The following is an 11,259-nucleotide window of genomic DNA, read 5'->3' as shown; positions in this document are numbered from 1 at the left end:
GGCATCCTTCCTTCGTTGTGAACGCGACCGGCCGATCGCAGGCCGCGGCGAGGCGGGCTTGCTCCTTCCGCAGCGTCATGTGGTGCGCTGGACTCACATCCGCCCGAGGAAGGCCCCCATGCATCCGTCCCTCATCCCGCCGCGTCAGGTCATGATCGGCGACGCCGCCGCGTTCGTCGGCACCACTCCACGGGCCATCCGGCACTACCACGAGCTGGGGCTGCTCCCGGAGCCCGAGCGGGGCGCGGACGGCCGTCGCCGGTACGGCTACGAGCAGATGATCCGGCTGCTGTGGATCCGGCGGATGGCCGAGGCGGGGATCGCCCTGGATGACATCCGCGACGCCTTCGCCGACGCGGCGCCGGCCGAGGGGGTCGAGCGGTGCTGGAGCGGCTCGAGCGCAGTCTCGCCGCGCAGGAGGCGGAGCTGCAGCGGCAGAGGGCCGCCGTGCAGAGCATGCGGGGCAGCGGCAGCCGGGCGGGACTGCTCTCGGACCTCGTGATCCGCCGCCTCGAGAGCGTGCCCGAGGGCTCGATCCGGCAGGCGGACCTCGACACCCTGCTGGTCACCGAGCGGATCTTCGGCCCGCTCGGGGCCGCCGTCCAGGCCGGGCGCTTCCTCGCCCTCGCCACCCATCCGGGTCTCCGGGAGGAGTCGGACCGCGTCGACGCCGCCGAGGAGGCACTCGATGACACGGTCGCCGTCGACGACCCCCGCGTGGCGCAGGTCGCCGCCGAGCGGCACGCCTTCGAGCAGGTGCTGCGGGCCGTGATCGAGGCCTCCGGCCAGGACCGGGACGACGAGGCGCTCTTCGACGAGTGGGACGCGGCGCATCCCGACGGAGTCGAGGGCGCGGACTCGATGAGCGCGGGCTCGATGAGCGCGGTCGAGGCCGTCGGGAGGATGCCCTACGACTTCTCCCCCGCCCGCCTGCGCTGCATGGCGCTGGTCGTCGAGCTGGAGGGCTGGGCGGACGGGAGCACACCGCCGCCCGCGTGACGTCGACGGATCCAGCGGGACGCGCCTCCTCCGTCGCTCAGTGCCCCTGCGCCGCCGAGACCGGCTCGTCCGCCTGCCGCCCCGCGGGGTCGGCGGCGGCATCGAAGCCGCGCCTGTTCTCGACGATCGTCTGCTGATGCTCCCCGACCCAGTCGCCGACGGCGAACGCGACGGTCTGCAAGGAGCGTCCGAGATCGGTGACCTCGTACTCGACACGGGGCGGAACCTGCGCGTACACGGTGCGCGAGACGAGTCCGTCGCGCTCGAGGGCGCGCAGAGTGACCGTGAGCATCCGGCGGGAGATCCCCGGGATCGTGTCGGCGATCTCGGTGAAGCGCAGGCGATCGCTCCCGAGGACGCCGATGACCAGGAGGGTCCACTTGTCGCCGATGCGCGACATCAGCGAGCGGAACAGCTCCGGCGACTCCCCCGAGCAGAGCTGGTGCATGGAGGGCATGGACTCGCTGAGGCGTTCCTGGAGGGCCCGGTCTCGATCACCGTGGGACATCGCTCCTCCTTCGGTCACCCCGGGGTAACAGGGGCTCGATTGCGGTAACGGGATCAGAGCGTACACAGTTACTGACGGTAACCACAGCGGTTCACCGCCCTGCCACCGGCAGGGAGACAGCCCGGACACGCTCGGATCGCACGAGCGGAGTTCTGCGAAGGAGAAGAATGTCCCTGTTCCGCCTGGACGCCAGCATCCGCATCGAGGGATCGACGAGCCGCGCTCTCGGAGACATCGTCGAGAGCGAATGGCGAGCCGCGCACCCCGATGCCGCGATCGTCCGTCGCCACCTCGGCTCCGACCCCCCTCCCGTCGACCTCGTGGGCCGACGCGGTGGCGGGATCGATGACGCCTCCCGAGTCCCGGAGCTCCGCGCAGAACGAGGCTGCAGCGCTGGCTGCCGCACTGACCGATGAGCTCGAGGGAGCCGAGGCGCTCCTCTTCGCGGTGCCGCTGTACAACTTCGGCGTCTCGCAGCACTTCAAGACGTACGTCGACCTCGTGCTCACCGACCCGCGCATGGCTCCCGGGCAGACCCCCTCGATCGCCGGCAGGCCGGCCGTGCTCGTCACCGTGCAGGGCGGCAACTACGCCGCCGGGACTCCCCGCGAGGGATGGGATCACGCGACCGGATGGATGCGCCGGATCCTCGAGGACGTCTGGGAGCTCGACCTCGAGGTCGTCACCCGCGAGTTCACCCTCGTCGGAGTGAATCCGAGCCTGGACCGGTTCACGGACATCGCGGAGGAGCTCCGAGCCGTCGCCGAGGAGCGTGCGGGGCACCACGGCCGCACTCTCGCGGCTCGACGGGCCGCCTGAGCCGCGGCGCCCTGCTCTCGCGCGGCGCCGTCGGGATCCAGCGCGCGGGACGGTCGCACGAGGCGGCGGATGCGGACGCGCTTCCCGCCGCCTCTCGGCCCCGCAGGTGCCGGGCGAGGAGGTGCACGACCTCACCGCCGGGTCGCACTGAGGCTGGTCCCCTCGCGCTCCACTCCCGCGGGGACGGAGGAGGATGAGCCCATGCGGTTGACGACGAGGACGTCCGGCTCCGGGCCGATCACGGTGGGGCTCGTGCACGGGCTCGGCGCGAGCGGAGCGACGTGGCAGCCGCTGATCGACCGGATGCTCGCGGACGGCCGGTGCACGGTCACCACGGTCGACCTTCGCGGGCACGGCGCTAGCGACCGCGCCGCGTCGTACGGGCTCGAGTCGATGGCCGACGATCTGGTCGAGAGCCTCCCCGCCGGGCTCCACTGCATCGTCGGGCACTCGCTCGGCGGGCCGGTCCTCGTCCGCGCCGTCGAGCGCCTGGCTCCGGCCCGCGCCGTCTACCTCGACCCCGGATTCCAGCTCGCGCTGCCGACCACCGGCCTCGCCGGGCGACTGTTCTGGCTCGTGCCGCTGCTGAGCCTCGGAGTGGCGCAGGTGCTCCGAGCGCGCCGCAGCGGGGCGCCGACTCCCTCAGCACCGACGCCCGGGCTCTCGTCGAGGAGGCCGGGGCGCAGTTCGATCGGAGGATGGCGGTCGGGGTGTTCCGCGACGTCGCCTTCCATCCGCTGGCCGCCGCGGCGCCGGCGGTGCCGTCCACCCTCGTGCTGTCGGACGAGTCGCCCTCGGTGATCTCGGACGCCCTCGTCGCCGCGCTGGAGCGGCTCGGCTGGAGCGTCCGTCGCCTCCCCGGACTGCACCACGACCTGCACCTCGAGGACCCCGACCGCACCTTCGAGGCGCTGCGGGACCTGCTGTGACTCCTCGGCGCGCGGCCGGCGTCCTGTTCCTCCTCGGCGCGACCGTCTACGTCGGCGGCGAGGCGATCGCCGCGGCCGCGTTCCCCGGCTACAGCTATGCGGCGAACTACATCAGCGACCTCGGGGTACCGGACGTGGAGGTCTACCAGGGCCGCACGATCGACTCGCCGCTGAGCGTCGTGATGAACGCGGCCTTCGTGCTGCAGGGCCTGCTCTACCTCGCCGCCGCGATGCTCGCCGCGCTCCCCGGCCGCGCCCGCCCCGCATTCCTCGGTGCGGCGGTCGCCTTCGCCGTGGGCAGCGCTCTGATCGGCGTGGTGCACGGGAGCGCGGCGAGCGCCGCGAGCGGGATCGGCGGGCTGCACGTCCTCGGCGCCGCGCTCGCGATCATCGGTGGCAACGCCGCGTCGATTCTCGCGGGCGTCACGGCCCGACGGAGCGCGCCGCGGTACGCCGTCACGAGCATCGCGCTCGGCGTCCTCGGGCTCGCAGGGCTCGTCCTGCTGCGAGTCGACTCCGGCTCGGCGAGCATCGACCTCCTGCCCGACGGGGTCTGGGAGCGGATCGCCGTCTACGCGATCACGGCGTGGCAGGTCGTGACGGGCGTCGGCCTGCTGCGGCGCGCCCGCTGAGGCGACGACAAGGGCGGGCGCGCTGCTCCGGCGGGGTCGGGAGCGGACGGGCGAGTGGACGCGGAACGGGGTCCCGGCTCCTCGCAGGCCCCGGTCCGCGTCGACTCACGGCACCCGGCTTCACGAGACGACGGGGAACAGGCCCTCGGCACCACCTGGACCCCGGATGGCGTCCACTCACCTCGCACAGATTCCACGAGTGGACGCGGACCGGCCCCTCAGCCGGGCGCAGAGCCCCGGACCCCGGCGACTCCGTCGTCCGGGACGCCCGTGCACCCGGAGGTGTACGGCGGCCACTCCACGACCAGCGACCCCGGCGGCACCGCACCCACGTCCGTGCCGTATCCCGCGAAGTCGCGCTCGACGTACCGGCAGCCCGCCGAGTCGGAGCCGGGCAGCACCCGGTACGAGTCGGACTGGAGCAGGGTCACGAGGAGCGTCAGCGGCACCGCGATCACCAGCGCGAGGAACCCGAGGACGCGGAGGACGAACCCCACCGCCCCGGCGAGGAACGACCTCGGCTCCTGCTCGGGCGGCGGAGCCTCCTCGGGCAGCAGGAAGAAGCCGACGAGGGTGGCGAGGACCGCGGCTCCCGTGAGGGCCAGCTCGATCTGCAGCCAGGTCGGCACCCAGCTGCCCAGCACGAGCGTGACCCCACCGAGCGCCCCGTTCGTCGTGAGGATCGACCAGGGTTCGAAGCGAGCGGCGAAGACGAGGATCCCGAGCACCACGACGGCGACGGAGAGCAGGACGCCGCCGCGCAGCAGGATTCCGCTCGCTCGCTCGCCCATGGGTCGCTCCTCCCGGACCGGACGGCTCGTGCGGACGATGTCGGCGGGACGCGCACGGCGGTCGGCACCGTGCCTGAAGGGTAGCCGCGGTCTCGGAGAATCTTGCCGCAACTCCGTTCTTGACGACTGCCGGAGTCGTGTGTACCGTCCAGTTATACGAATAACGGGGACCACGAGGAGGTGGACATGGCTCGACGCACGGCGACGATGCGGCAGGTGGCGGAACGGGCCGGCGTCTCGCAGGCGACCGTGTCCCTCGTGCTCAACAACGCTCCCGGCAACCGTGTGACCGAGGCCACCCGCACCCGGGTGATGGAGGCGGTCGCCGCCCTCGACTACCGTACGAACGCCTTCGCGAAGTCCCTGCGCAGCGGGCAGTCCGGCATCGTCGGCTTCGTCTCGGACGAGGTCGCCAGCTCGCCGTTCGCCGGGCGCCTGCTCAAGGGCGCGCAGATGCAGGCCTGGGAGAGCGGGCACATCATCCTCAGCGTCGACACCTTCGGGGAGCAGGCGCTCGAGGCGTCCGCGATCGACATGATGCTGTCGTACCGGGTCCTCGGCGTCATCTACGCCTCGATGTACCACCAGGTCCTGGAGGTCCCCGAGGCCCTCGCCGGCGTCCCGACGGTCGTCGCCAACGCGCAGTCGCTGGGCGGTCGCTTCTCGAGCGTGTTCCCGGACGAGGTGGACGGCGGCTACGTCGCCACCCGGCAGCTGATCGAGGCGGGTCACGAGCGGATCGGCTACATCGACATCCAGCCGCCCGAGAGCACGCTCCCCGCCGGAATCGGCCGACGCGAGGGCTACCGTCGCGCGCTCGAGGACGCCGGACTCGCCGCCGACCCCCGGCTCGTCCGGTACGGAACGGGCGTCGTCGAGGACGGGCTCGCGCTCACCGCCGAGCTGCTCGACGAGCACGACGCCCCCACCGCGATCTTCTGCGGCAACGACCGGACGGCCTGGGGCGCCTACCGCACCCTCGAGGCCCGCGGACTGCGGGTGCCCCACGACGTCTCGATCGTCGGCTTCGACGACCAGGACACGGTCGCCCCCTACCTCGACCCCGGCCTGACGACCATGGCGCTGCCCTACGAGCGCATGGCCCGGGAGGCCGTCTCCCTCCTCCTCGCGGAGAACCGCGAAGAGCCCCGACCCCATCCCCTCGAATGCTCACCGGTCCTCCGCGGATCGGTGGCGAGTGCAAAGGTGCGCGCATGACGGCAACGCAGTCCCCCGCCCGGGTCGCCCGACCCCGGCGCCTCCTGAGTCCGAGGCAGCGCCTCGGCTCGCATCTCCGACGAGCCCTGCGGTCCTGGCAGTTATACGTACTACTGGCTCCCGCCGTCGTCTTCGTGCTGCTCTTCAAGTACTGGCCGATGTACGGCGCGCAGATCGCCTTCCGCGACTACAACCCGTCGCTGGGCTTCTCGGGGAGCCCGTGGGTGGGCCTGGACAACTTCACGCGCTTCGTGACGTCGTTCCAGTTCGGGCGGCTGATCGAGAACACGCTGACCGTCAATGCGCTCGGCCTGCTGATCGCGTTCCCGGTGCCGATCGTGCTGGCGCTGATCGTGAACCAGCTGCAGAGCGAGCGGTTCAAGAAGTTCACGCAGACCGTGCTCTACTCGCCGTCGTTCATCTCGGTCGTGGTCGTGGTCGGGATGATCCACCTGCTGTTCTCGCCGCGCTCCGGCATCGTGAACAGCGCGATCGTGGCGCTCGGCGGCGAGCCGGTGTTCTTCATGGGGTCGCCGGAGTGGTTCCGGCCGCTCTACATCGGCTCCGACATCTGGCAGAACGCCGGCTTCTCGATGATCGTCTACCTCGCCGCACTGACCGCGATCGATCCGGCGCTGCACGAGGCCGCCAGGGTCGACGGCGCCAGCAAGTGGCAGCGGATCCGGCACATCGACATCCCCGGGATCCTGCCGGTGATCACCATCCTGTTCATCCTCGCCATCGGCAACCTCTTCAACCTCGGCTTCGAGAAGGTGCTGCTCATGCAGACCGACCTCAACCTGCCGACCTCCGAGGTCATCCAGACCTACGTCTACAAAGCCGGCCTGCAGCAAGCGCAGTTCAGCTACTCGGCCGCGATCGGCCTGTTCAACTCCCTGATCAACCTCGTCCTCCTGGCGACCTTCAACCAGGTCGCCCGCCGGGCGGGCCAATCGAGCCTGTGGTGACGACGACATGACCCAGACCCTCCGCCCCGAGCCCGCCCTCCGCCCCCGGACCGCACCGACGGCCCGCAGGCAACCGGCCCCGCCCACCCGCGCACGCTTCGCGGATCCCGTCTTCAACACAGTCGCGATCGGCGTCCTGCTGCTGGCGATCGTCGCGATCGTCTACCCGATGTACTTCATCGTCATCGCCTCGTTCAGCGAGCCGTCCCAGATCCTCAACGGCAACGTCTGGCTCTGGCCCGAGGGCTTCACGCTCGAGGGCTACGCCCGGATCTTCTCGGACGGGGCGATCTGGCAGGGCTTCGGCAACTCGGTCCTCTACACGGTCGTCGGCACCGCCATCAGCGTCGCGACGATCCTCTGCGCCGCGTACGCGCTGTCGAGGAAGGACCTCTACGGGAGGACCTTCTTCCTCCTGCTGTTCATCGTCACGATGTTCATCGACGGAGGCCTCATCGCCCGCTACCTCGTGGTGCGCGATCTCGGGCTGCTCGACAGCATCTGGGCGGTGGTCCTGCCGGGAGCGGTCGGCGTCTGGAACCTGATCATCGCCCGCTCGTTCTTCGAGAACAACGTGCCCGGGGAGCTGCGGGACGCGGCGCAGATGGACGGCGCCAGCGACTTCCGCTTCTTCTTCAGCATCGTCCTGCCGCTGTCGAAGCCGCTGATCTTCCTGATGATCATGATCCACCTCGTGGCCAACTGGAACGCCTTCTTCGACGCCCTCATCTACCTCGACGACGAGAGCAAGTACCCGCTCCAGCTGGTGCTGCGCAACGTGCTCATCCAGTCCGAGGTCACGTCCGCCGGCGGCTCCGGAGCGATGGACTCCTACGCCGCGGCGCAGCGCCTGGGCGAGCTGATCAAGTACGGAATGATCGTCGTCTCGACGATCCCCCTCCTGATCGTGCTGCCCTTCATGCAGAAGCACTTCACCAAGGGCGCCCTCCTCGGCGCCGTGAAGAGCTGACCCCTCCCTCCTGCACCACCCGCGGCTCCGCCGTTCCCTCCCGCTGCCCCGCAGCACCCTCCCGCGACCCCGTCGCACCCTCACACGAGAGAGATCACACCGATGAGACACCGCAGTTTCCTCACCCTCACCGCCCTCGGCCTGTCCGGGAGCCTCCTGCTCGCCGGCTGCACGGGCGGCGGCGGCTCCGACCCGGTCGAGGACCGCTCCGCCGAGGCCGGCTTCCACGAGACCGGCCTGCCGATCGTCGACGAGAAGCTGTCGCTGACCTTCGGCGGCACGAAGTCGGCGCTCGCCCCCGAGTACTCGACTATGCAGCTCGTGCAGCAGTGGGAGGCGGACACCAACATCGCGATCGAGTGGAAGAACCTGCCCGAGCAGGTCTACGCCGAGAAGAAGAACCTCCTCCTCGCCAGCGACGACGTGCCGAACGTGCTCTTCAACTCCGGTCTCACCGACGCCGAGATCGTGCAGTACGGCGAGAACGGCACCCTCCTGCCGCTCGAGGACCTGATCGAGGAGCACGCGCCGACGCTCTCGGGGATCCTCGACGAGCGGCCCGACATCCGCGCGGCACTGACCGCCTCGGACGGGCACATCTACACGCTGCCCTCGGTCGAGGAGCTCGGGATCCTGCAGTACCCGAACTTCCTCTTCATCAACACGGCCTGGCTCGAGAAGCTCGGCATCCCGATGCCCACCACGATCGAGGAGTACCGCGCGGCCCTCGAGGCGTTCACGACGCAGGACCCGAACGGGAACGGGAAGGCCGACGAGCTGCCGCTGTCGTTCCGCACCGACTCCTTCTGCGCGAACCCCCACGACCTGATCGCGGCGCTCGGCGGCCAGCCCGAGAACAACGACCACCGCATCGTCGTCGACGGGGAGGTGCAGTTCACCGCCGACACCGACGGCTACAAGCAGGGCGTCGAGGCCCTCGCCGACTGGTACGCCGACGGCCTGATCGATCCGGAGTCGTTCTCGCAGGACGACGTCGCCTACCTCTCGAAGGGCAAGGCCGACACCGAGATCCTCGGCTCGTTCTTCTGGTGGGAGGCGAAGGAGATGATCGGCGAGGACCGCCTCGGCGACTACGCCGTGCTCGGCGTGCTCGAGGGCGTGGACGGCGAGAAGCGCGCCAGCGTCACCAGCAACCAGGAGATCAACCGCGGGGCGATGGCCATCACCCGCTCCAACGAGTACCCCGCCGCCACCATGCGCTGGGCCGACCGCCTCTTCGACCCCGAGATGAGCGCTCAGACCAGCTGGGGCCCGATCGGCACGACGCTCGAGAAGGACGCCTCCGGGATGCTCGTGCAGATCCCCGCCGCGGCCGGAGAGGCCGAGGGCGAGCGCCGGCAGAAGGTCGCCCCCGGCGGCCCGAAGATCACCACCGAGGAGGACTTCGCGACCGTCGTGGCTCCGGAGCCGCGCGCGAAGGAGCGCCAGGACCTCGTGAACGAGTACTACCTCCCGTTCAAGGCGAACGACGCCTACCCGCCGGTGCTGCTCTCGAACGACGAGCTCGACCGCGTCTCGTACGCCCTCACCGACATCAACACGCTGGTGAAGGAGAAGTTCGCGGCCTGGATCGTCAACGGCACCGTCGAGGACGAGTGGGACTCCTACGTCTCGCAGCTCGAGTCGATGGGCGTCGAGGACGTCACGGCCACGTACCAGGAGGCGTACGACCGCTTCCAGAGCGGCGGCGAGTAGTCCCGGAGGCGCGGGCGGACGTCCGTCCGCGCCTCCCCTCCCTCCCGCGCTTCGCCGACCGGCCGCACCGACCCCCTCGCACCCAGGAGCCCCTGTGACCCTCACCACGACCACCGACGCCTGGCGTCCGTCCGCGCACTTCACCGCCCGCGACACCTGGCTGAACGACCCCAACGGACTGCTCTTCCACAACGGCGTCTACCACCTGTTCTTCCAGAACAACCCGACCGGCAGCACCTGGGGCAACATGTCGTGGGGCCACGCGACCTCGACCGATCTCGTGTCGTGGGAGGAGCAGCCCGTCGCGATCCCCGCCCTCGACGGCGAGATGGCCTTCTCGGGTAGCGCGGTCGCCGACGTCCGCAACACCGCGGGCTTCGCGGGGCCGGGCGAGACCGCCCTCGTCGCGGTCTACACCGCCGCCCGTGCGCCGGGTGCCGACGGCACGGGCGCCTCCCAGGCGCAGGCGCTCGCCTTCAGCGTCGACGACGGGCGCACGTGGACGCGGTACGCCGGCAACCCGGTGCTCGACATCGGCTCGGCCGAGTTCCGCGACCCGAAGGTGTTCCGGTTCGGCGGGGACGACGGCCACTGGGTGATGGTGGCCGTCGAGGCCGTCGACCGCCGCGTCGTCGTCTACACCTCGGACGATCTGAAGGAGTGGACCCGGCGCTCGCACTTCGGCCCCGCGCACGCCGTCGGCGGCGTCTGGGAGTGCCCCGACCTGTTCCCCCTGCGCGTGCGCGGCACGGACGAGGTCCGCTGGCTGATGATCGTGAGCCTCAACCCGGGCGGCATCGCGGGCGGGTCCGGCAGCCAGTACTTCGTCGGCCGCTTCGACGGCGAGCGGTTCACGGCCGACCGGATCAGCGACTCCGACGACCCGGCCGACTACGACTGGCTCGACTACGGCCGCGACTACTACGCCGCCGTCTCGTTCAACGACGCCCCGGACGACCGCCGCCTCACCATCGCGTGGGCGAGCAACTGGGACTACGCGAACGAGACGCCGACCGGCCCCTGGCGCTCGTCGATGTCGCTCGTGCGCGAGCTCGACCTGGTCGCGGGAGCCGACGGCCGCCTCGCCCTGGCGCAGCGTCCGATCCTGCCCGCCTCCTCCGCTCTGCGCGTCTTCGACGTCGACGTCCCGCGCCGGCCCGGTGACCGCACGGAGCTGCGCCTGCTCACCGACGCGACGGACGAGGTGGTGATCCTCACGGTCGACGCCGACGAGGGGGTCCTCACCTGCGACCGGACCCGGAGCGGAGCCGTGGACTTCGCGGCCTCGTTCCCGTCGGTCGACTGGGCCCCGCTGCCTCCTCGCGGGGACGCGGACCGCGTGTCGATCCGGATCGTCGTCGATGCGACGGTGCTCGAGGTGTTCCTCGGCGGCGGGCTGAGCACGCTGACCCAGCTCGTGTTCCCGTCGGCTCCGTTCACGATGCTGCAGGTGCGCCCAGCGGCGGAGTGAGCGGCGGGCTCGCGCGCGGGCCCCGGACCTGCACGGCCCGCCCGCTTCCGCGCGAGTGGACGCGGAGCGGGCGCTGAGGCCGGCGCAGGGCCCGGAACGCGTCCCGTCGGAGCCGGCCCGAGCCGTGAGTGGACGCGGAACGGGCACTGGACTCCCCGCAGGGCCCGGGGCGCGACCACTCGTGCGTCAGGGGCGCCCGCCCCGGGACGACGGACGGCCGATCCCCTCCGACCCGAAC

General features: G+C 71.0%; 14 protein-coding genes. 11 read left to right on the top strand and 3 right to left on the bottom strand.

The features are described 5' to 3' along the window. The first annotated feature begins 118 nt into the window (after positions 1 to 118). Together AC0CID_RS13845 and AC0CID_RS13840 are read left to right on the top strand one after the other, a co-directional pair. Entirely contained in the window at positions 119 to 502 is a 384-nt protein-coding gene (locus tag AC0CID_RS13845; protein ID WP_465227240.1) for a MerR family transcriptional regulator, read from the top strand. After that, the gene (locus AC0CID_RS13840) at positions 448 to 999 is read left to right on the top strand and encodes a hypothetical protein (protein ID WP_465227239.1); all 552 of its coding nucleotides are present in this window, start codon (positions 448 to 450) and stop codon (positions 997 to 999) included. The genes AC0CID_RS13845 and AC0CID_RS13840 overlap by 55 nt, the downstream gene beginning before the upstream one ends. Before the next feature lie 37 nt (positions 1,000 to 1,036). Here the strand turns inward: AC0CID_RS13840 and AC0CID_RS13835 are convergent, their stop codons facing one another. Then, a complete protein-coding gene (locus AC0CID_RS13835) occupies positions 1,037 to 1,456 on the bottom strand; it encodes a winged helix-turn-helix transcriptional regulator (RefSeq protein WP_207404092.1) in 420 nt (139 codons plus the stop codon). A gap of 396 nt (positions 1,457 to 1,852) precedes the next feature. Here AC0CID_RS13835 and AC0CID_RS13830 point away from each other — a divergent pair, with 396 nt between their 5' ends. Further along, positions 1,853 to 2,326, top strand: coding sequence for an NAD(P)H-dependent oxidoreductase (locus AC0CID_RS13830; protein WP_465227238.1), 474 nt, complete (start codon positions 1,853 to 1,855; stop codon positions 2,324 to 2,326). Between the two features lie 131 nt (positions 2,327 to 2,457). Here AC0CID_RS13830 and AC0CID_RS13825 read toward each other — a convergent pair whose 3' ends face one another. Next, entirely contained in the window at positions 2,458 to 2,661 is a 204-nt protein-coding gene (locus AC0CID_RS13825) for a hypothetical protein (protein ID WP_465228153.1), read from the bottom strand. Between AC0CID_RS13825 and AC0CID_RS13820 the strand changes: the two genes are divergently transcribed. Genes AC0CID_RS13820 through AC0CID_RS13810 form a run of 3 tightly spaced genes read left to right on the top strand, consistent with a single transcriptional unit; the run spans position 2,630 to position 3,887 of the window. Beyond that, positions 2,630 to 3,127, top strand: coding sequence for an alpha/beta fold hydrolase (locus tag AC0CID_RS13820; RefSeq protein ID WP_465228107.1), 498 nt, complete (start codon positions 2,630 to 2,632; stop codon positions 3,125 to 3,127). The two genes, AC0CID_RS13825 and AC0CID_RS13820, sit on opposite strands and share 32 nt — an antisense overlap. Beyond that, complete coding sequence (locus tag AC0CID_RS13815; RefSeq protein WP_465228152.1) at positions 3,037 to 3,255, top strand: hypothetical protein; 219 nt, start codon at positions 3,037 to 3,039, stop codon at positions 3,253 to 3,255. The genes AC0CID_RS13820 and AC0CID_RS13815 overlap by 91 nt, the downstream gene beginning before the upstream one ends. Beyond that, complete coding sequence (locus AC0CID_RS13810; protein ID WP_207404079.1) at positions 3,252 to 3,887, top strand: DUF998 domain-containing protein; 636 nt, start codon at positions 3,252 to 3,254, stop codon at positions 3,885 to 3,887. Before AC0CID_RS13815 ends, AC0CID_RS13810 begins: the two co-directional genes overlap by 4 nt. A 218-nt stretch (positions 3,888 to 4,105) precedes the next feature. On the opposite strand, the gene AC0CID_RS13805 is transcribed toward AC0CID_RS13810, so the two are convergent. Beyond that, on the bottom strand, positions 4,106 to 4,678 hold the full coding sequence (locus AC0CID_RS13805; RefSeq protein ID WP_207404077.1) for a hypothetical protein: 573 nt from the start codon (positions 4,676 to 4,678) through the stop codon (positions 4,106 to 4,108). A 186-nt stretch (positions 4,679 to 4,864) separates the two neighbouring features. Between AC0CID_RS13805 and AC0CID_RS13800 the strand changes: the two genes are divergently transcribed. From AC0CID_RS13800 to AC0CID_RS13780, 5 genes are all read left to right on the top strand, one after another. Beyond that, positions 4,865 to 5,896: a LacI family DNA-binding transcriptional regulator gene (locus AC0CID_RS13800; RefSeq protein WP_465227237.1), complete on the top strand. Its 1,032-nt coding sequence runs from the start codon at positions 4,865 to 4,867 to the stop codon at positions 5,894 to 5,896. After that, positions 5,893 to 6,864, top strand: coding sequence for an ABC transporter permease (locus AC0CID_RS13795; RefSeq protein ID WP_207404067.1), 972 nt, complete (start codon positions 5,893 to 5,895; stop codon positions 6,862 to 6,864). The genes AC0CID_RS13800 and AC0CID_RS13795 overlap by 4 nt, the downstream gene beginning before the upstream one ends. Before the next feature lie 7 nt (positions 6,865 to 6,871). Continuing rightward, a complete protein-coding gene (locus AC0CID_RS13790) occupies positions 6,872 to 7,834 on the top strand; it encodes a carbohydrate ABC transporter permease (protein WP_465227236.1) in 963 nt (320 codons plus the stop codon). A gap of 102 nt (positions 7,835 to 7,936) precedes the next feature. Further along, positions 7,937 to 9,550, top strand: coding sequence for an ABC transporter substrate-binding protein (locus tag AC0CID_RS13785; RefSeq protein ID WP_465227235.1), 1,614 nt, complete (start codon positions 7,937 to 7,939; stop codon positions 9,548 to 9,550). 94 nt (positions 9,551 to 9,644) lie between these two features. Next, positions 9,645 to 11,021, top strand: coding sequence for a glycoside hydrolase family 32 protein (locus AC0CID_RS13780; protein WP_465227234.1), 1,377 nt, complete (start codon positions 9,645 to 9,647; stop codon positions 11,019 to 11,021). The last annotated feature ends 238 nt before the right edge of the window (positions 11,022 to 11,259 follow it).

Source organism: Rathayibacter sp. AC451, assembly GCF_979253095.1.
This window is presented reverse-complemented; position numbering and strand designations above follow the sequence as displayed.

Coding starts and splice junctions, on each gene's coding strand:
- AC0CID_RS13785 (WP_465227235.1), top strand. CDS start 7,937: ATGAGACACCGCAGTTTCCTCACCCTCACCGCCCTCGGCCTGTCCGGG.
- AC0CID_RS13845 (WP_465227240.1), top strand. CDS start 119: ATGCATCCGTCCCTCATCCCGCCGCGTCAGGTCATGATCGGCGACGCC.
- AC0CID_RS13795 (WP_207404067.1), top strand. CDS start 5,893: ATGACGGCAACGCAGTCCCCCGCCCGGGTCGCCCGACCCCGGCGCCTC.
- AC0CID_RS13820 (WP_465228107.1), top strand. CDS start 2,630: ATGCTCGCGGACGGCCGGTGCACGGTCACCACGGTCGACCTTCGCGGG.
- AC0CID_RS13830 (WP_465227238.1), top strand. CDS start 1,853: ATGACGCCTCCCGAGTCCCGGAGCTCCGCGCAGAACGAGGCTGCAGCG.
- AC0CID_RS13800 (WP_465227237.1), top strand. CDS start 4,865: ATGGCTCGACGCACGGCGACGATGCGGCAGGTGGCGGAACGGGCCGGC.
- AC0CID_RS13805 (WP_207404077.1), bottom strand. CDS start 4,678: ATGGGCGAGCGAGCGAGCGGAATCCTGCTGCGCGGCGGCGTCCTGCTC.
- AC0CID_RS13835 (WP_207404092.1), bottom strand. CDS start 1,456: ATGCCCTCCATGCACCAGCTCTGCTCGGGGGAGTCGCCGGAGCTGTTC.
- AC0CID_RS13790 (WP_465227236.1), top strand. CDS start 6,872: ATGACCCAGACCCTCCGCCCCGAGCCCGCCCTCCGCCCCCGGACCGCA.